Source organism: Streptomyces sp. NPDC021622, assembly GCF_040640795.1.
In the GTDB taxonomy this organism is placed as follows: domain Bacteria; phylum Actinomycetota; class Actinomycetes; order Streptomycetales; family Streptomycetaceae; genus Streptomyces.
The window spans coordinates 279,631-297,030 of record NZ_JBFACK010000011.1 but is presented as its reverse complement, the minus strand read 5'-3'; the positions used below and the strand labels follow the sequence as shown (position 1 = coordinate 297,030).

The following is a 17,400-nucleotide window of genomic DNA, read 5'->3' as shown; positions in this document are numbered from 1 at the left end:
ACCGGCCTGGCCGTGGGCTCAGTCGATGGGTTCCGTCGCATGCCGTGGGGTGTCGCTCGGTGTGAGGTCGAGGGTGGCCTGTGCGCCGCCGCCCGGGGGGTTCTCGTAGCTCACCCGTACGCCGAGCACCCGCGCCTGGCCGTCGACGATGGTCAGGCCCAGGCCGGTGCCGCCGCCCCGCTCGCGGGCGCCGGTGCGGAACCGCTGTGGGCCCTGCGCGAGCAGATCGGCGGGGAAGCCCGTGCCGTGGTCGCGTACGCGGATCACTGCCCCGTCGACGTCGACCGACACCGGCGGGGCGCCGTGCCGTCGTGCGTTGGTGATCAGGTTGACCAGGATCCGCTCGACCCGGCGGCGATCTGTGGCCACCTTCGCGTCGCTGTGGACCCGAAGTTGCACGTCCACGCCCGTTGTGGCGACGACCTGGCGGGCCAGCTCGCTCAGCAGCACTTCGTCGCGCTGTGCCTGCTCGATGCCCGGCACGTCAAGGCGGGCCACTTCCAGGATGTCCTCCACGAGGTTGCGCATGGTGCCCACGCCACCGCGGACGAGCTCGGTCGGCCTGCCGGGTGGCAGGAGTCCGACGGCGGTCACCAGGCCGGCCACCGGGGTGCGGAGCTCATGGGCGATATCGGCGGTGACCCGCCGCTCGGCCTCGAGGCGGGCGCTCAACGCGTCCGCCATGGTGTTGACCGCGGTGCCGAGCCGGGCGATCTCGTCCTTGCCCCGGGGCTCCACCCGGTCCGTCAGGTCACCGTCCGCGATCCGCTGCGCGGTGCGCGCGGAGGCGGTGATCCGCTGCCCTACGCGGGCCGCCGCGACGGCGCCGAGCACCGAACCGAGTGCGGTCACAAGACCGCCGGAAATGAGGAGCGCCCGGTCGAGGTCTGCCAGGGTTCGGGCCTGTGGGGCATAGGAGCGTCGTACCGCGAGGATGTCGTCGCCGCTGCGGGTGGCCGCCCACATCACGGGTTTGCCGAAGCGGTCGTGGTCTTGGAGGAGGGTGGCTCGCACCGGGCGCTCGGTGACGGTCCTGCGCAGTTCGGCAGGCAGGTCGCCCGGGTTGACCAGGGCTCCCTTGTCGATCCCGGAGGCGTAGGCGTTCGCCGCCTCCACGAGTTGGGCATCGGCTGCCCGGGCGGCGCCTCGTTGTTGGTCCTGGGCGGTGAGATGGTGCACCAGGAAGCCGATGAGCGTGGCGACGATCCCGGCGGTACCGGCGATGACCAGCGCGGTCTTGGTACGGAGTCCCATGGCGGTCAGGGAACGAGCCGGTAGCCGAAGCCGCGGACCGTGACGATGCGGTCCCGGCCGATCTTGGCGCGCAGCCGTTGCACATGCGCGTCGAGCACGCGGTGGTCGCCGCCCCCGGCGTAGTCCCAGACCCGCTCCAAAAGGGTGGCCCGTGAGAGCGTGACTCCGGGCTGGTCCGCGAATTCAAGGACCAGTTTGCGTTCGGTGGGCGTGAGATCGACGAGCAGGCCGTGCCGGCGGACCTCCATGGAGGCGGTGTCCACCGTCACGTCACCGAACCGCAGCAGCGTCGTCTCCTCTTCGGGGACGCTGCGGGAGTAGTCCGTGGTGCGCCGCAGTGCCGCACGGATCCGCGCGACCAGTACGGGGATGTCGTAGGGCTTGGTGAGGTAGTCGTCGGCGCCGGCCTCGAGGCCGATGACCACGTCCACCGGGTCGGTACGCGCGGAGACCATCAGTACCGGCAGTTGGCTGCCCGCACTCCCCGCACCTCCCGCCCGCATGCGGCGCACCAGGCTGACCCCGTCGAGGTGAGGCAACATCACGTCCAGTACTGCGATGTCGGGGGCACGAGCCAGGAACTCGGCAAGCCCGGCGCGCCCGTCAGAGGCGGTGCGCACCTGGAATCCGTAACGCTCCAGGGACAGCTGCGTGGCTTCCCGCAGCAGGGGGTCGTCCTCGACGAGCAGCACGTCGGTCATCGCTTGCGGTCCTAGGGCTCGGGTACGGGCAGGTGCACGGCGCTCAAGTCGTCGGTGTCCTTGGGCGGCAGATGCGAGGACCGTACGGCGGCGCGGGTGTAATAGGAGACGTTCTCGCGCCGCTCCAGGCGGGTGAGTTCGACAGTGGCCCGATAGCCCGCATCGGAACACTTGGGCCGGCACCAGCCTCCGGACAGCCGTCCCGTGGCAACGGCCCTCGGGCCTCCCCAGGAGCGCCAGCGCAACCCGGTCAGTGTGGAGAACTCGGTGAGACTCAGGTTGGTGGGGCGGGTGAGCGGGTGGCCCATGGAATCGGAGACATAGACGGGGCCGGAGACCTGGGTGGGACTCGGGGCGGCGCCCTCGACATGAGGCTTGGCGGGGCCGCCGCACCCGATGGCGCCCACGGCCGTCAGGACCACGACGGCTGCGGCGGCCACGGCCGTGGGCTTGTTCATCGAGAATCCTTCGCGTCAGCTGGTGGCGAGCGCGTGCTTGCCCTGGAGATCCTCGGATTCGTACTCGCCCGTGCCCTGCGCCAGCTTCAGGGTAAAGGTGGAGAAGACCTTCTTGCCGTTCACGGTCTTGGGGTCCGAGAGCGTGACCGTGGCCTTCAGCGGCTTGTCCAAGCAGGTTTCCAGGCACCAGTTGCCGGTGACCTTCCCGGTGGCGACTGCCTCCTTCGTGCCCCACTCCTTCCAGTGAAGGCCACTGATCGAGGTGAACTCGGAAAGTACCAAGTTCTTGGGGGTGCGCTCGGCGCGACCGTTGTCCGCGTTCTCCTCGCCGTAGTGGTTGACGACGTAGGGCGCGGCGCTGCCACGGGCGACGCCTGCGGTGCGCGCGGTCTGCTCGGCACTCCCGGAGCTGGTGGAGGCGTGGGCCGTCTGAAGGGCGAGCACGCCGCAAGCGGCAACTCCGGCCAGGGCGGTGGCCACGACGGTCTTCGTGCGCCAGGTGGTGTTTGAGGTGGACTGCATAGCTGTTACCCCTGTCTCGGATGTCTCGAATGGATCCCGCTTCGTGGGATCGCTCGGTGACGAAGTTAGGAGTGACGGCTATCGGTGACCTGCTGGCCGTGTAACAGTCGTCCATCGACTGCTGTTACCTGTCCCACGGATGACGAACCCAACATAATTGATCAAGGGAGTCCCAGGTCGGACCTCGTCCCCGCCACGTGCCTCTCACTTGGATGCGACAGCGTGGCGCCGCCTAGTTAGAGCCTGTCCGGCCGGTCGGGCGTGCCAAGTTCCGTCGGTCAACGACTGGGCAACAGTTGACCCACCCCGATGGAGTGGGCGCGGACGGGGGTGTGAGGGTGGGTGCATGAAGTCTCGTGTTGCGCTGTCGGCCTTCGCTGTGAGCGTTCTCGCCTCGATCACTGGATGCGGCGGTGGCGGATCGGGCCCCGAAGTCCCGGTGCCCAGCGCGCCTACCGAGAGCCGGGCGCCGACTCCGGGGAAGGGGTCGAAGGATCCTGACGACATCAACGGCGACGGGTACCGCGACTTCATGGTGCCCCTCCCCGGCGGCAAACTGCCCGACGGCGGGCAGTTCGCCGTGCTCTACGGCTCGGCGAAGGGGCTCGCCCCCTCGACCCGCACGCTCTACAACAGCCGCGACCTGCCAGGTTCACCGAAAGCCATCATCGACCTGGACGTAGCCGACCTGGACAACGACGGCTTCCCGGACTTCGTCACGACCGTCAGGGACAAGCACGTGCCGAACAACGGGGCGGACGATCACCGCACCGCCCCGTACGTGGCCTGGGGCGGCCCCGACGGGCCCAAGGCAGGCGGCAAGCCGACGCCGGTGCGGCTGCCGCAGAGCGCGTCAAAGCTGGGCCTCACGGGAGTGGTGCGCGGCGACTTCGACGGGGACGGGCACCACGACCTCGCGGCGCACGCGAGGACCGAGTTGTCCCTGGACAAGTCGCCCCTGGTGGTGCTGTACGGCCCGTTCACGCGGTCCGGTGTGCCGGCCCGCACCGATACCAGCCTGTCGTTGCCGGAAGAGGGCGAACTCGTCGTGGACGCCATCGACCCGTCCGGCAAGCCACGCGCGACCTCCCTGCTGCTCCACGGCATCAGCGACGGCGAACAGTCCGACAACAGCCTCTACCCCGCCCGCCGCGGCACCGGCCTGGCCGCGAACGGCCAGCAGCTGCGCGCCGGCAACGCCCACGCGTTCGGCGACTTCGACGGTGACGGACTGCGCGATGTGGCCGTCGGCGACGACGGCAGCCGCAATGACGAGCCCGGCGCCGAGACGGAGGCGCCCGACGTCGACGGATCGCTCGACGTGTACCCCGGCAGTGGCGGCAAACCGGTCACGCACCAGCTGCCCGAGGTGCCCGAGGGCGCGGACACCGGCTATGGGCCCGGCGGTTTCGTGACCGCCGACCCGGACGGCGACGGCCGCGACGGCATCCTGGTCGCCACATACGAAGGTGCCACGCTCATCGACGGCGACAAGCGCACCTCTGTCCAGCGCAACGCGCGGAAAGCGCCCGCGGACTCGCCCCGTGCCCGGCCCGCGGGAGCCGCCGACTTCGACGGTGACGGCAAGCACGAGCTGATCTTCAACTGGGCGTCCGACGGCCTTTTCGGGACGTACGGGGAGGACCCCACGCACTGGTGGATCACCGACGGCACGACAGACCGGGACAAAGCGGCCTTCGCGGCAACAGGTCTCGCTCCGCGCGCCTCCTGAGGGACTGTCCGGGCGGGTCATCAACGCAGCCATAGCCTGATCGCGGCAAGGGTGACCGTTACGTGAAAGACGTACGCCCTCTTGTCGTACCGGGTTGCTACGGCCCGAAAGCCCTTGAGAGCGTTGACGGTCCGCTCGACTTCGTTCCTCCGCTTGTAGACCGCCTCGTCGAAACCAGTGGGCCGACTGCTGCCTCTCGGGTGCGGATTTCGCACCTGCTGGAAGTATTCTGCTATGCCCAGGCTGTGGACAGAGGAGAGGAGGCCGTCGTGGCGAAGCCGCTGATCGTGGGCCGCAAGGAGTTCGCGAAGATCTATAACGTTGCGCCGACGGCGGTCAGCGACCGGTGGATCCCGGCTGGGATCGTCTCCTACGAGGATGCCGTGATCGTCTCGGGCAAGCCGTATTGGCCGGGAGGTCTGGCTGTAGATTTCGCGTTGCCGCCTGGCAGTCGCGGCCGGCAGTTGGATGAGGCGCTCCTTGCCCAGCTGGAGGAGGAGCAGCACGCGACGGTCCGGCCGATGAAGAAGGGTGAACTGCCGCCTCTGGTGGGGCTGCAGGAGTACGCGGCGCTGTTTGGTGTCAGTCAGCATGTGGCGTCGAACACCCGTAATCGGGGTGGCGGGATGCTGCCAGCCGAGGACTACGTGCTGGGTGGCTCCCCGGTGTGGCTGTTGTCGACTGTCCTCGAGGGCGCGGAGCACACGATGACGCAGAGCCGTGGTGGGGTGTGGCAGCTGCAGGAGGATGTTGCTGCGGCTTTGAGTGAGGGTCGCTACGACGGGCCCGGGTCGGCGATCTCCGCGCGAGGCAAGGCCGCCGCGGGCGGGTCCTGACGTCGTTGTGCCCGTCGGATTCACAGTCTTGGAGTGGTTCGGCGGAGTTGCCTCCCCCTCGATACATAGTAGAATTAACCTCATCCACTAAGGGTGCATGCGCAGGCCATGGCGATCGCATGCAAAATAGGCTGCGATGCATCGAACAACGGAGGGGTACGTGACCGTGCAGCTAGAGCTGCCCATCGCAGCCATACAGCAGCCCGAGAATCCAGGCGGCAAGCTGACGATCCAGGAACGGTTCGAAGCGTTCGACCAGCTCAACCCCTGGATTCTCCAGCACCTGGAGAACCTCACCGCCGACTGTGTCGAGCGTGGACTCAGGCGCATCGGCATTGGGATGCTGTTCGAGGTCCTGCGCTGGCAGTACGGCATCGCCACCCGCGGGGAGCCCTGGAAGCTCAACAATGACTTCCGGAGCCGCTACGCGAGACGCCTCATCGACCTGCACCCCGAGTGGTCACCCCTGTTCGAGATCAGGAAGATCCACACAGCCTAGAAATAGGTCAGTACCTATCTTTCTGTGAGTCTCTTGGAGATGTTCTGTGTCCAGCATGACCGCGCCACGCCTGCGCACCCGCAAGCCCACCGGCGTCATCCCTTGGCCGATCGTCCTGATCGAGGGTGAGGAGAAGAGTGGAAAGTCGCATCAGGCTGCGGCGTTCACCGGCTCGGAGCAGACCGGCCAGGCGTACTGGCTGGAGCTCGGCGAAGACACGGCTGATGAGTACGCGAACGTGTCGGGTGCGGACTACCTGCTGATCGAGCACAACGGCAGCTACCGCGACATCCTCGGCCAGATCGAGGCCGTGCACGCCGAGGCCCGGCGTGCGGCCGCCGCGAAGGAGAAGCCGGTCGTCCTGGTCATCGACTCGGTTTCGATGCTGTGGCGGATGCTCGTGAACTGGACCAACGAGCGTGCCCGCCGCACGGACAAGAACCAGGACAAGCTGCGTCATGACCCGGATGCTGAGATCAAGCCGTCCATGAACCTGTGGAATGACGCATCCGAACGGTGGCAGCGTGTCATGTATCTGGTGCGCACCATGCCGGGCATCGTGATCCTGCTCGCTCGGGGCAAGGAAGTGGCCGCTGTGGACGGCAATGGCGATCCGATCCCGAAGACGAAGGACTGGCGGGTGGAGGGCCACAAGTCCCTCGCCTACGACGCGACGGTGTGGGTGCGCCTGCAGCGTGACAGCAACCCGAAGGTCATCGGTGCCCGGTCGCTGAAGTTCGAGGTGCCGCGCAGCGGCAAGCCCAAGACACTGCCGGGCTTCACCATCGAGAAGCTGGTATTCGGTCTGATGGGCTGCTCGATCCACAACCAGCCCAAGGTCGCCCCTGAGTTGACCGGGGATCTGGCGCAGCAGTGGATGCCGAAGGTCCACAAGGCGGCCGAGCAGGGCGTCGACGGCTTGAAGAAACTGTGGCGCCAGGTCGAAGGGGACGAGGATCTCAGCCGCAACGAGGTGCTCGTGGTGCGCGCTGCCATCGAGCGCATGGCCGCCGAGGTCAAGAACCCGAAGAAGCTCAGCGACCCCACGAGCGATGACGTGGCGCGGCTGCGGGCGGCTGCGGCTGAGCAGCAGGACCAGGGCGCCGAGGCCCCGGGCGACTTCGAGGAGTTGCCGCCCGCCGAGTTCGCCACCGCCTGACCTTCGCACCCTTCGCTGCCGGGGCCCGCTGTGACGGGCCGGGCCCCGGCGCGCCTTCTTGGAGACCGCTGTGACCGCCACAACTTTCCGTGCGCCCGCTTCCCTGTCGATCTGGGATGCCGCGCACGCTGCTGATGCCCGCCGCCCCCGTTCTGTGCAGACCCAGTTGGGGGCGTCGGACACGATCTGCTCACGCCGAGCCGGATACATCCTGGCCGGCACGGAGCGTACGAATACCGGGGACAAGCGCGCCGCGATCCTCGGCACGTACATCCACCAGGGGCTGCTCGAAGATGCCCGCCGTGAATACGGGTGGCTCATCGAGCGCACCGTCGCGGACGCGACATTGCGCGGGCACATCGACGTCGTACAGCTCGATGCCCCCACTGCGGCGCGGCTGCCCAAGCGGCACCGTCCTGCCGAGCCTGCCGCACATCTGACGGTGGAGGACGTGAAGACGAAGTCGAGCCGCGTCTGGGACCGGGTCGTGAGGTTCGGGCCGACAGCAGCAGAGATGCGGCAAGTGCTGCTGTACGCCGAACTGTTGCGCACGGTCGGGTTCGCGGACGTTCCCGGCCAGCGGTACCTGCACAGGCTCGGTCCGATCGACGTGCAGCGCATCCGGTTCCGCTTCGTATGCCGGGATACGGGTGAGGAGCACATCGAGGAGTTCGTCTTCGACGAGTGGCTGGCCGCGGAGGCTCGTTGGTGGGTGGACCGTGTCGTGGAGGCGGACTCTCCGGAGGAACTGCGGCGCGACCATGACGGGCCGGGCCTGTCGGTGATCTGCGACAACTGCCCGTTCGTCTCGGCCTGCTGGCCGGGGGTGGCTCCGGGGCAGCCTGCGCAGACGATTCTCGTCCACGACGACGCGGACCGTGCAAGGGCGCTCGCCGACTATGTGCGCGCTCATGAGCGGTACCGGGAGGCGAAGCGGGTCAAGGAGATGGCTAGGGCGACGCTCGACAACTCCCCGGAGGGCAACTACGGGGAAAACCACCTGGGGTGGGGCGGCGGCAACGACAAGGAAGAGACGGACGTCGCTGCAATGGTCGAGCAGTTCGAGGACGCCGACCTGGTCGTGCCGATGGTCCCGGACGAGAAGGCCATGATCCAGATTCTGCGCCGGGCCGGCATGGTCGTGCCCCGGCGTAAGGCAGCCGGCCAGAAGACCGCCCGCACCATCAAGGTCAGCCGGGCCCGCAAAGCCTCCTGATGGCCTCTGTGGCGGCCCCGCACGGACGGTGCGGGGTTCGGCCTTCTCTTTTGATCTTTCGAAGTCCTGTTACCGCCTTGGAGGCATGCTCCGTGTCGATTCTGCGCCGCCACCTCAGCACCGGGTTCACGGTGCTGCCGACGGCCACTCTCGAGGATTCCCGTCTGTCGTTTCGAGCGCGGGGAGTGCTCGCGTTCCTGATCTCGAAGCCGGATGCGTGGACGGTGCGGGCCGAGTCGATCGCGAAGGCAGGCAAGGAGGGCAAGGAGGCGATCAAGACGGCGTTGCGTGAGCTGAAGGATTGCGGCTACTACCGGGTGGTGACCGAGCGGTTGAAGAACGGCACGCTGACGCGCATCACGGAGGTGTACGACACGGCGCAGGAGTGGGCGGCCGAGGAGTACCGCAAGTTGGAGGCTCGACGGGTGGCGCGCAGGCTCAAGAAGCAGCTGGATCAGGGGGATTCTGCCGCCGAAGTGGACCGGGGCGACGATGGCGACGGAGAGGGAGGCGTCGGGACCGAAGACGGGTTTTCGGGTGCCGGTTTTCCGGACGCCGGTTCACCGGACGCCGGGTCTTCGGGCGTTCTAGTTAGTAACCAGAGCCAATATCCAGAGAAGAACCCCCCTACCCCCACAGCTGGCGCTGCGGGGGCGCCCACTGACGCTCCGCTTGAGGGGGCAGGGGCGGGTTTGTGCCCGGCGCATCCGGATGAGCCGGGCCGCTCGTGCCGGGGCTGCGGTACGAGTCCAAGGCAGCAGCGGGTGTCGCAGCAACGGGCAGAGAAGGAGCGGTTCAAGGCCCGTGAGCGGGAGGCGAACGAGCGGGTGTTGGCGCAGGTGCGGCGTAAGCCGGGGGTTGAGGGGTTGTCGGAGGTGGCGCGGCAGCAGCTTGCTGCCATGCGGGGTGGGAGGGGGGAGACTGCGGCTGGTGGCGGGGAGGTAAAGTCACTCCAAGAAATAGGCTGATGTATAACTGCGCAACAGTTCACACTCGGGCGATTTGCCACCCTCATTACAGATAGTAGAATTAACCATGCGAGCAGGGGGGACCCGCTCACTTGGGAGGCACTCATGAAGTACGGCTCAATCTGCCGCGGGATCGCTTACATGCCCGACGATGAACTCTTTGATGCATTCACCAGGGCGAAGATGGTCCAGGTGGCTTCCCGCGGTGATGAGGTGCGGGTGATCGCTTATCACGGCGAGAGCTCGATTGAGGCTCAGCGCCGGCCGGGCAGCAAGGGGTGGGAGGCGTTGGCACTGACGCAGCAGCCCGAGGGTGATCTGCCTTTGACAGGGGTGCTGTTCACAGACATTCCACAGAGCGCGTGGGGCACGCTTGGCCTGGCAGTCAGTGTGCTGCGGAGCCGATTTGGCGACCACTTCACCAAGCGCGTTGCACTGAAGGTCAAGTAACTGCAGCTGGTTGTGCACTGGCCAAAAATAGGCCAGTGCACAACCAGTCAGAGAGGTTGGATTGACATGCTTGATGTGACCGCCGAGGTGGCCGGGATCCGCGCCGCCTACGGGCCGGAGGAGCACCGCGCCCTCGCCGTGTACAGCGACGTGCACGTCGCCCTCGAAGAGGCCGGACTGCACCCGTACGTCGAGACCCGCGGCGGCATGGCAATCTGCGCCTACGCCGACGACGGCACGCTGTTCGTGGTTGCCGGCGAAGACTGCCTGCCGTTCAACCGCTGGGCCCCTGGGGTGCTCGCGGGCTGGCACCTGAGCCACGTACCCGAGGACGGGCCGGCGCCCGCCTGGCGGTGCATGGTTTACGACAGCCTGCCTCCTCATCCATTCCGCTACGAAGTAGGGGACCTGCGCCTGGAGCCCCTCGTCGAGGCCGCGACGGCGCACCTCGCCGCCTGCTCACACCTCCGCGAACCCTCCGGGGCCAGGGCGTGAACCTCAACGACGACGACATCCAGATGGCGGTGCGTGACTTCTTCTCACCAGCGTTGCTCCTGGAGTTCATCGACCTGCCGGATCTTCACGCTCGCGTCCAGTGGGGCGAGAAGCAGTTCGATGAGGGGCAGCGCAGCCGCAGTGTCCGGCGCCTCGAGGGGGAACCGGATGCCGGATGCCTGACGCGCTGGTCGGCTGCTCCCGGCGGGTGCGGGTTTCGCTACGACGTCGATGCTCGTGGTGGGGCGCGGTCCGGATTCGTGCACTGGCATGACGTGCACCGGACGGTGAACTCCTGCCTGACTCCCGTCCGTTACGGGACTCTGCGCGCGGCGGTCGAGGCCGTCGCAGCACACGATGCCGCGTACGTTCCGGGCCCGGCCCCCTTCCGCACGCCCGAGTTGTGGGCGTCCCTTTTCTACCGCCCGTGGGCGCGCCGGGCCAGTGGCCTGGAGCTGAAGGCGTCGGCTGCTCTGGACTCCATTTGCCCGCCCGCCAAGGCGCAGCCCGCCTTGTTCTGATTCCCCGCAACGAGAAGGCCCTTCCCCGTGATCACCTCCACTTCTTCCGCAGCCTGGACTGCCGCCGCACCGTGCGCCGGCCTCGACGGGTACGTGCCCAGCGAGGAGCTGGTTCGCAGCAATCCCAGTGACGTCATGAAAGCCTGCGGGCCGCTCATGGAGGGCTGCGCGGAACTCTGCCCGTTCGTGCTGGAGTGCTACGAGCGGGTGCGGCCGGAGGCGAACCGGTTCGACGGGGTGTGCGCGGCGCGTACATGGGTCAATGGACGGCCGGTCGCTGTAGCCGCGGGCGCGCCTGCGCTGTCGAAGCTCGCATCCCAGGCGGGTACCTGCGGGACGAGTAGCGGGGTGAAAGCGCACCAACGGCTCGGAGAGCCGTTGTGCGGGCTGTGCCGGGTGACGTCACAGCGGGCCGAGGTGCGGCGCGCGGGCGCGGCGAGCATCCGCAAGCGCGCCTCTCGCACCGGTCGCGAGGCACGCTCGGCAGCCTAGAACCGCATGCGCCGAGATCACCTCCGGGGCCCTGACCTGCGCAAACGCGATTGACACCCCCTCCATACATAGTAGAATTAATCTCAGTTGGGAAGGGGAAATACACCCAACTCCCGCTTGGAATACCAGAAAAGGAAGCACCGCTCATGCGCACGATGACGCCGGACCCGCTCGCCGTTCTGCAGGTCGCCACCATGCACAACATCACCGAGGAGCAGGCCGCTACCGCCATCAACTGGGCGGCCCAGATGACCGTGCACGCATGGGAGGCCTACGCGGACACCCTCGGCCTGGTGAAGAAGGACGGCGTCGCGATGGAGGCATGGTTCAGCACGCTCGGCCCGGACCTGCGCAGCTCCGCACTCGAGGACGCGGTCACCGCGGTGGTCGGCGCCGACAGCGTGCTCGCCGAGACCTACCGCAAGCAGGACGGCCATCAGCCTCCCCGTGCGCGGGTCATGCGCACCAACCGGCCCCGCGTCCGCATCCACTGACACTCCGCGACTTCGGCCCGCCTCGTACCGGGGCGGGCCGCGCCATGCCGTCATCTCAACTCAACTCAACGGAAGGAGCCGCCTCATGGGCGCTCTCGACTTCTACACCACCGCCACCGGCACCGACGTGCAGACGGCCTTCAACGCTGCTCGCGAGCATGCCGAATGGGAGTACGGGACCTCCGGCTTCACCGGCACCATCGCCGAGAAGGACGAGGTGACACTGCTCGACGAGCCGAAGCGCAGCGAGCAGGACGCCATGGAGCGCGCGAAGGAACTGCTCGACGGCGAAGATCCGCGGGTCAGCACCAAGTACGGGCCCGCCGGCGCACTGCCGATCGCCACAGACGACGGCGCGGACGGCTGGCTGTTCTTCGGCGTGGCCGCCCACTGATGCACGCCACGGGGCTGCGCCGTAGCGCAGCCCCGGCCAGTACGCCGCCGATCCTGGATCCCCGAAAGACGATGACCACCGTGCTCGACAAGCACCTGCCGCTTGAGGCGGCCGCCGAGATCATCAGCAGCCTCGGCCTCAACAGCACTCAAACTCGCCGGGCCAATCGCACGATGCAGCGCATCGTCTACCGCGCCTGGACCCGGCGCAGCCGGGCCAAACAGGCCGTGGCATTCGAGGAGTTCGCCGATGCGGTTCCTGAGTGTCACTGGTCGCTGATGTTCGAAGTGTGCGGGCTGGTCCTGCTCGGCCGCGACTCCGAGGCCTGCACGCTGATCACAGCAGCCCGGCATCTGGAAGCCGCGCGCAACGCGGGTGGCGCGGCGTGATCCTCACACCGCGAGAGATCGCCCGCATCGGACCAGGCCATCACTACGCCGACGAGTTCTACAACGCCGCCGCGACCCGGCGGGCCCGTCGCGCCTTCCGGCAGCGCGACAAACGCCGTACCCGCCAAGAGATCAACGCATATCTCGCCTCCCGAATCGACGGATTGGAGCACCCATGACCACGCATCCCTTACCAGTCGGCACACGAGTGAGCCACATCAACCAGCAGTGGGCCCGCAGCCTGCCGGACGGCACCGCCACGGTCATCGACCGCAAGGGCCCTTGGCCGGACGGCTCGTGGGAGTACCAGGTGCTTGCGGCCTGCGACTTCGCCCGCCGCTCCGGCCCTGACAATCCCGAATCCCGCACCGCGTGGTGGCCGTCCTGGGCCGCCACACCATCACCGACGAAAGAGATATCCGTGAACGACAGCATCCGCAACAGCGAGACCGAGGACGCCGAGCCGGAGATCGTCTCGCTTCACCGGCTCCTCGCCCGGGCCATTGCCGCCGTCGACAACAACGTTCAGGAAGCCTTCGTCGTCTTCGGCTTGCCCAGCCTCTGGTCCCTCACCCGCCCGGAAGTGCGACGGCAAGTGCTGCTCCTGGCCGCCTGGGAAGCCCGCTCCGCGACAGCGGCCGAGCTCGGATCCCCCACGTCCGCAGGCCAGTACGCGTGGGCGTTCACCCAGTACGCGTCCTCGTGGGCCGAGCAGCACCCGGACGGGGACGCGGAAGGGTTCTGCGCCGGCCCGCACTCGGCACGCCATGCCGCGTCTTCCCTCGCCTTCGAGCGCGACGACCTCTTGGTGTCCCTGGAGACGGCGCTGCTCCTGTGCTCCCGTGCAGCGGCCCCGGAGGAGTCGTGAAGCCCGGGGGTTACGTGTGGCTACGCGGTCACGGCAACCAGCCTGTGCGCGACACGCACGGTGAGGCGATCTCATTCCGCATCGCTGCATCCAAAGCCCTGGCTGGCCACAGCACTTGGTATCAGCTGCGCACCGCTCACCGCGCGGCGCAGGACATCTTCGGCGGCTGGCACACCGGTCTGGCCCTCATCCCCATCACCCTGTCTGAACTCGCAGAAGGACCCCGACAGTGACCATCGAGATCATCCATACACGCAGCGACGGAACCCTCATCGAGGGCAGCGCGAAGGGGGATGGCGTCTACGAAATCGTCCGCCATCACGGCTTCCGCTACTTCCCCTCCATCGGTCAGCTCGGTATCCGGCAGTCCCGCGACCGAGCCGCCAAGACCTGGTACATCAACGCGGCCGCGTCCGCGCTGCGCAAGGCCGGCTTCGAGGTCAACGTGCAGATCGACGAGAGTGACCGTCGGAGCTTCGCCGAAGCCGAGGCGGACCGTGTCGAGCGCGCCGAGGGGCGGGCCGAGCGGTTCAGCGGCTACGCCGACAACGCCGCCAGCCGCTCCGAGTCCGCGTACCAGCACGGCCACCAGATCGCCGACGGCATCCCCCTGGGGCAGCCGATTCTGGTCGGCCACCACTCGGAGCGCCGTGCGCGCCGCGACCAGGAGCGCATGGACAACGCGATGCGGACCAGCATCAGCGAAGGCGGCAAGGCTTCCTACTGGTCCGGACGCCAGAAGGCGGCTGAAGGATATGAGCAGTTCCGCAAGGCGCCGAGGCGCACGCTGCGCCGTATCGAGAAGCTGCAGGCCGACCTGCGGCGCGTTCAGAAGTGGCAGCGCGGAGAGTCGGCCGGGGGCTTCCACCGGGACATCACCAACCCCGACACCGTGCAGGAGCTCACGATCCGGCACGAGGAGCTCACCGAGGAGATCGCCTACTGGGAAGCGGTCATCGCCGAGGCCGAGAAGAACGGCTTCAAGGTGTGGTCCAAGACCGACTTCAAGAAGGGCGACTTCGCCCGCCGGGGCAACACCTGGTTCGAAGTCCTGCGCGTCAACGCAAAGTCGCTGACCATCCCGCACATCCACAACGGCATCGGCGGGGGTGTCGTACGCGCCTCGGACAACAAGCTCGACGGCTGGACATGGCTGCTCACCTACGACGAGGTGTTCGGGCGTCGCAGCGCCGAGGAGATAGAAGCCGCACTCGCAGCGTCCACTCCCCCAGTAACCCCCATCTGAGCTGGTCTTTCGCAGTTGACCCTACCCTCATCAATAGTAGAATAGTTATTAGCGAGGGGGTGCTGGACACGTTGTCACCAGCGCCCCCTTCACCACGCCCACAGCCGTCCGTTCGACGCAACACCCGGACGCGGAACGGCACTTCCGAAGAGAGCACTCCATGCCTTACGACACCCAGCTCGTCGCCCCCGACCTGCTCGCACTCGCCGAGCAGACAGCCACCACACTCGGACCAGAATGGGCCGTGACCGGACTGCTCGGCACGGCGATCGTGACCCACCCCTTCGGCCTGCGCTGCAGCCTCCAGACCCGCGATGGCCTGCTCAGCGTCAGCGCGTTCGTCTCCCAGGACAGCGAGCCGCGCCAGCCCGCCAAGCCGTTCACCGCGACCACGCCGCTGCAGAGCGCGAACGGCGTGAAGGTCGCTGAACTGATCCACAGCCAAGTCCTGCCGTACTTCGGGCGCCGGGACGCCCGCGCGGCACTGCGGCTGCTGAGTCTCCCTCTGCGCGACGCCCAGCTGCCCGCCGTGGCGCAAGGAACAGCCGCCCGTTCAGAGCTCGTTCTAGAGGGCGGGGACAGCGCCAACCCGACGCTCTCCATCCATATACGCTCGCCACGTCCCGGCGCCGTGAGCGTGAACGTTCGGATGAATCGACTTACCGCCGAGCGGGCCATCCAGTGCGGGCGCGCGGCACTGACCAGGCCCCCGTCCCACCTCGAAGGCGAAGCAGACCCCTTCCCGCCGGACGTACGCGCAGTGCTCGACGCCCTCCCCGAAATCAACGGCGCACCGCCCCGGGCCGGATTCACGAACCTCTACCCAACACACGGGCCGCTCGAAATCCTCCACGATGCGAACGCTGCCGAACCGAGCGCACCCTTTGCCCTGCGCACCAGCGACACCTCAATCGCCGCCACGTACGCCGTCCTGCGCGCCTACACCACCGCATGATCCGGCCCGAGGAGACCGTGACCGTGATCAGCAAGACACCTCGGGCGGGCACCGTCGACGGAGCGATAGGTGATGAGCTCGGCGCCTACCTTTCTGGGCTGGGGCCCACGCTCCGCAACGTCACCTCCGCCGCCCTCGCTGTCGCCCGCATCGACGAACTCGGCTGGGCTCCGCTCGGCGGGTATCCGGGCAGCGACGTGCTGTGGCCCGTCGCCTGCCTGATGTGCGGCAAGCCCGTCCTGCGCTTCTACAGCCATCTGCGCCGTGCGCGCCCTGCGATGCGCCATCGCGGCTGCGTCCCGCAGGACCAGCACCCGTATCTGCTCAAGGCGCTGTCCGCGTACATGGCAGACAGCTGCCCGTGCCGGCGGGGACACGCCACCACCGTGGACGAGGTGGCACAGGCAATCGACGGCCTACAGCGCGCCGTCCGCAAGGACGACCACGGCCAAGTCATCGCCTACGTGAGGGCTCTCACCGGCCCCTGCCCGGCCACGGCCGCCCGCGCCCAGGCCGTCCGCACCCTCCAGCACACCTCGAAGTAGCCGCTTCAGAACAGGAGTTGCCTCACATGAGCGAGTACGAGCGCGGTGATCGCATTGCCGTCCTCTATCTGTCGAAGTCGAACGGAACGTGCCTGGCCTACAACCGCACCGTCATCGACGTCGAACCGCACGCGGAGCACGGCCAGCGCGTGTGGGTGAACATGCCGCACGACGCCACGGCCGGTAGTCCGCACGACTTCTTCGCCGACGACAGCGAGGGCATCTGGCCTATGGAGGACGAGCCGGCCGAAGACCAGCTGCCCGTACGCCTGGCCGCGAACCTTGACTGGTACATCGCGGCAGCCGCACCCGACTCCAGCCGCCTGACGTGGCCGTCAGGCCGGGGGCACCTGCCGGTACGAGTTCCGTTCACCGACAAGGCCCGCGCCCTGCACGCCCGCATGGCCGGGCACTGCATCCAGCAACTGCGCGCCGTGGACCCGCGCGCCTTCGAGGACTGGGTGGCCCCCCACAGGGCCATGCCGGTGCCCCAGTAAACGTGCCGCCCGAACACCGGTACCAGCCAGAACAGCGCGACCAGCAAGGAGAAGGAACGTACATGCGGGGCCTATGGGAAGTGACGTACACGCACCCGGAGCACACCAGGACGACGTGGAACTATCTGATTCCCGCGTGGGATGCCCGGACGGAAATCGCAGCTCGGGAGCGCGCCCAGGCGAAGCACGACGCGAATGCGGCCCACTTCGGGGCGCGGATACGGGCGGACGACACCTCTGAACTTAAGGTGTTGAACGTGATATTCAAGCCTGCGGTGCTCTCACGCGAGCGGGCTGCGGCCTGGATCGCGCTGCAGCAGAACGGGGCGATCACGGAGCGGGGGTGGCCGCTGTCGTACGAGCGTCAGGAGCGCCGTCGTGACGAGTTCTGGCGCACCGAGGTTTCCGAACTGCACATGAGTCTGCGTGAACGCGTCCACGGTTTCGGGGAGTCGGTCGCCGAGATTCTGCAGGCGCCGAAATCGGCAGCATCGGCTACCTGGGCCATCGAGGCACACACCGACCGCTTCGGGCGGGTGTGGTGGGACAGGGCCCGGGCGGAGATCCACAAGGCGGGCTTGTCCTGGATGTGGCAGACCCCATACGGCATGGCCTGGGTCGATCAGGCCTAACCCCCCTCCTGAGCTGGGCGTTCGCAGTTGACCGCACCCCTTACGATAGTAGAATTAACTATCGAAGGTTGAGAGGG

General features: G+C 67.7%; 24 protein-coding genes and 1 pseudogene. 20 read left to right on the top strand and 5 right to left on the bottom strand.

Translation table 11 applies throughout. The features are described 5' to 3' along the window. Positions 1-18 precede the first annotated feature (18 nt). From AB0G47_RS23390 to AB0G47_RS23375, 4 genes are read right to left on the bottom strand one after another with little or no spacing between them, the layout of a single operon-like run. Positions 19-1,254, bottom strand: a complete 1,236-nt coding sequence (locus AB0G47_RS23390) for a HAMP domain-containing sensor histidine kinase (protein ID WP_360773100.1) — start codon at positions 1,252-1,254, stop codon at positions 19-21. A gap of 5 nt (positions 1,255-1,259) precedes the next feature. After that, positions 1,260-1,955 carry a response regulator transcription factor gene (locus AB0G47_RS23385; protein ID WP_360773097.1) on the bottom strand — a complete coding sequence of 232 codons (696 nt, stop codon included), beginning with the start codon at positions 1,953-1,955 and terminating at the stop codon, positions 1,260-1,262. An 11-nt stretch (positions 1,956-1,966) separates the two neighbouring features. Continuing rightward, on the bottom strand, positions 1,967-2,413 hold the full coding sequence (locus AB0G47_RS23380; protein WP_360773094.1) for a hypothetical protein: 447 nt from the start codon (positions 2,411-2,413) through the stop codon (positions 1,967-1,969). 15 nt (positions 2,414-2,428) lie between these two features. Beyond that, the gene (locus tag AB0G47_RS23375; protein WP_360773091.1) at positions 2,429-2,935 is read right to left on the bottom strand and encodes a hypothetical protein; all 507 of its coding nucleotides are present in this window, start codon (positions 2,933-2,935) and stop codon (positions 2,429-2,431) included. A 346-nt stretch (positions 2,936-3,281) separates the two neighbouring features. Here AB0G47_RS23375 and AB0G47_RS23370 point away from each other — a divergent pair, with 346 nt between their 5' ends. Continuing rightward, positions 3,282-4,667 (top strand): VCBS repeat-containing protein, encoded by a 1,386-nt coding sequence (locus AB0G47_RS23370; RefSeq protein WP_360773088.1) that lies wholly within the window; start codon positions 3,282-3,284, stop codon positions 4,665-4,667. A 20-nt stretch (positions 4,668-4,687) separates the two neighbouring features. Here AB0G47_RS23370 and AB0G47_RS23365 read toward each other — a convergent pair. Then, positions 4,688-4,855, bottom strand: a pseudogene (locus AB0G47_RS23365) (IS5/IS1182 family transposase); the annotation flags it as partial. 81 nt (positions 4,856-4,936) lie between these two features. Here AB0G47_RS23365 and AB0G47_RS23360 point away from each other — a divergent pair. The 19 genes from AB0G47_RS23360 to AB0G47_RS23270 all read left to right on the top strand — a co-directional run bounded on the left by AB0G47_RS23360 (position 4,937) and on the right by AB0G47_RS23270 (position 17,323). Next, a complete protein-coding gene (locus AB0G47_RS23360; RefSeq protein WP_360773085.1) occupies positions 4,937-5,503 on the top strand; it encodes a hypothetical protein in 567 nt (188 codons plus the stop codon). Between the two features lie 160 nt (positions 5,504-5,663). After that, positions 5,664-6,002, top strand: coding sequence for a hypothetical protein (locus AB0G47_RS23355; protein WP_360773082.1), 339 nt, complete (start codon positions 5,664-5,666; stop codon positions 6,000-6,002). A gap of 55 nt (positions 6,003-6,057) precedes the next feature. Next, positions 6,058-7,161, top strand: a complete 1,104-nt coding sequence (locus AB0G47_RS23350; RefSeq protein WP_360773079.1) for an AAA family ATPase — start codon at positions 6,058-6,060, stop codon at positions 7,159-7,161. A 70-nt stretch (positions 7,162-7,231) separates the two neighbouring features. Then, positions 7,232-8,377 (top strand): hypothetical protein, encoded by a 1,146-nt coding sequence (locus AB0G47_RS23345; protein ID WP_360773076.1) that lies wholly within the window; start codon positions 7,232-7,234, stop codon positions 8,375-8,377. 92 nt (positions 8,378-8,469) lie between these two features. Next, positions 8,470-9,345: a hypothetical protein gene (locus AB0G47_RS23340; protein ID WP_360773073.1), complete on the top strand. Its 876-nt coding sequence runs from the start codon at positions 8,470-8,472 to the stop codon at positions 9,343-9,345. 105 nt (positions 9,346-9,450) lie between these two features. After that, positions 9,451-9,795: a hypothetical protein gene (locus AB0G47_RS23335; RefSeq protein ID WP_360773070.1), complete on the top strand. Its 345-nt coding sequence runs from the start codon at positions 9,451-9,453 to the stop codon at positions 9,793-9,795. 66 nt (positions 9,796-9,861) lie between these two features. Beyond that, positions 9,862-10,290 (top strand): hypothetical protein, encoded by a 429-nt coding sequence (locus AB0G47_RS23330; protein WP_360773067.1) that lies wholly within the window; start codon positions 9,862-9,864, stop codon positions 10,288-10,290. Continuing rightward, positions 10,287-10,811, top strand: coding sequence for a hypothetical protein (locus tag AB0G47_RS23325; RefSeq protein ID WP_360773064.1), 525 nt, complete (start codon positions 10,287-10,289; stop codon positions 10,809-10,811). The genes AB0G47_RS23330 and AB0G47_RS23325 overlap by 4 nt, the downstream gene beginning before the upstream one ends. A gap of 27 nt (positions 10,812-10,838) precedes the next feature. After that, positions 10,839-11,303, top strand: coding sequence for a hypothetical protein (locus AB0G47_RS23320; RefSeq protein WP_360773061.1), 465 nt, complete (start codon positions 10,839-10,841; stop codon positions 11,301-11,303). A gap of 146 nt (positions 11,304-11,449) precedes the next feature. Next, on the top strand, positions 11,450-11,797 hold the full coding sequence (locus tag AB0G47_RS23315; protein WP_360773058.1) for a hypothetical protein: 348 nt from the start codon (positions 11,450-11,452) through the stop codon (positions 11,795-11,797). Positions 11,798-11,882: 85 nt separating this feature from the next. After that, positions 11,883-12,191, top strand: coding sequence for a hypothetical protein (locus AB0G47_RS23310; protein WP_360773056.1), 309 nt, complete (start codon positions 11,883-11,885; stop codon positions 12,189-12,191). Between the two features lie 80 nt (positions 12,192-12,271). Then, positions 12,272-12,580: a hypothetical protein gene (locus tag AB0G47_RS23305; protein WP_360773054.1), complete on the top strand. Its 309-nt coding sequence runs from the start codon at positions 12,272-12,274 to the stop codon at positions 12,578-12,580. Then, positions 12,577-12,759, top strand: coding sequence for a hypothetical protein (locus AB0G47_RS23300; RefSeq protein ID WP_360773051.1), 183 nt, complete (start codon positions 12,577-12,579; stop codon positions 12,757-12,759). The genes AB0G47_RS23305 and AB0G47_RS23300 overlap by 4 nt, the downstream gene beginning before the upstream one ends. Positions 12,760-12,788: 29 nt before the next feature. Further along, positions 12,789-13,448 carry a hypothetical protein gene (locus AB0G47_RS23295; protein ID WP_360773048.1) on the top strand — a complete coding sequence of 220 codons (660 nt, stop codon included), beginning with the start codon at positions 12,789-12,791 and terminating at the stop codon, positions 13,446-13,448. A 229-nt stretch (positions 13,449-13,677) separates the two neighbouring features. Beyond that, positions 13,678-14,694: a DUF3560 domain-containing protein gene (locus AB0G47_RS23290; protein ID WP_360773045.1), complete on the top strand. Its 1,017-nt coding sequence runs from the start codon at positions 13,678-13,680 to the stop codon at positions 14,692-14,694. Positions 14,695-14,854: 160 nt separating this feature from the next. Beyond that, the gene (locus AB0G47_RS23285; RefSeq protein WP_360773042.1) at positions 14,855-15,649 is read left to right on the top strand and encodes a hypothetical protein; all 795 of its coding nucleotides are present in this window, start codon (positions 14,855-14,857) and stop codon (positions 15,647-15,649) included. 17 nt (positions 15,650-15,666) lie between these two features. Then, complete coding sequence (locus tag AB0G47_RS23280; RefSeq protein WP_360773039.1) at positions 15,667-16,194, top strand: hypothetical protein; 528 nt, start codon at positions 15,667-15,669, stop codon at positions 16,192-16,194. Between the two features lie 26 nt (positions 16,195-16,220). Beyond that, positions 16,221-16,691: a hypothetical protein gene (locus AB0G47_RS23275; protein WP_360773036.1), complete on the top strand. Its 471-nt coding sequence runs from the start codon at positions 16,221-16,223 to the stop codon at positions 16,689-16,691. A gap of 80 nt (positions 16,692-16,771) precedes the next feature. Further along, on the top strand, positions 16,772-17,323 hold the full coding sequence (locus AB0G47_RS23270) for a hypothetical protein (protein ID WP_360773033.1): 552 nt from the start codon (positions 16,772-16,774) through the stop codon (positions 17,321-17,323). Positions 17,324-17,400: the final 77 nt, after the last annotated feature.

What these genes read in the sequence shown, in the direction of transcription:
- AB0G47_RS23390 (WP_360773100.1), bottom strand. Translation starts at nt 1,254, where the DNA reads ATGGGACTCCGTACCAAGACCGCGCTGGTCATCGCCGGTACCGCCGGG.
- AB0G47_RS23385 (WP_360773097.1), bottom strand. Translation starts at nt 1,955, where the DNA reads ATGACCGACGTGCTGCTCGTCGAGGACGACCCCCTGCTGCGGGAAGCC.
- AB0G47_RS23380 (WP_360773094.1), bottom strand. Translation starts at nt 2,413, where the DNA reads ATGAACAAGCCCACGGCCGTGGCCGCCGCAGCCGTCGTGGTCCTGACG.
- AB0G47_RS23375 (WP_360773091.1), bottom strand. Translation starts at nt 2,935, where the DNA reads ATGCAGTCCACCTCAAACACCACCTGGCGCACGAAGACCGTCGTGGCC.
- AB0G47_RS23370 (WP_360773088.1), top strand. Translation starts at nt 3,282, where the DNA reads ATGAAGTCTCGTGTTGCGCTGTCGGCCTTCGCTGTGAGCGTTCTCGCC.
- AB0G47_RS23350 (WP_360773079.1), top strand. Translation starts at nt 6,058, where the DNA reads ATGACCGCGCCACGCCTGCGCACCCGCAAGCCCACCGGCGTCATCCCT.
- AB0G47_RS23335 (WP_360773070.1), top strand. Translation starts at nt 9,451, where the DNA reads ATGAAGTACGGCTCAATCTGCCGCGGGATCGCTTACATGCCCGACGAT.
- AB0G47_RS23330 (WP_360773067.1), top strand. Translation starts at nt 9,862, where the DNA reads ATGCTTGATGTGACCGCCGAGGTGGCCGGGATCCGCGCCGCCTACGGG.
- AB0G47_RS23315 (WP_360773058.1), top strand. Translation starts at nt 11,450, where the DNA reads ATGCGCACGATGACGCCGGACCCGCTCGCCGTTCTGCAGGTCGCCACC.
- AB0G47_RS23310 (WP_360773056.1), top strand. Translation starts at nt 11,883, where the DNA reads ATGGGCGCTCTCGACTTCTACACCACCGCCACCGGCACCGACGTGCAG.
- AB0G47_RS23285 (WP_360773042.1), top strand. Translation starts at nt 14,855, where the DNA reads ATGCCTTACGACACCCAGCTCGTCGCCCCCGACCTGCTCGCACTCGCC.
- AB0G47_RS23275 (WP_360773036.1), top strand. Translation starts at nt 16,221, where the DNA reads ATGAGCGAGTACGAGCGCGGTGATCGCATTGCCGTCCTCTATCTGTCG.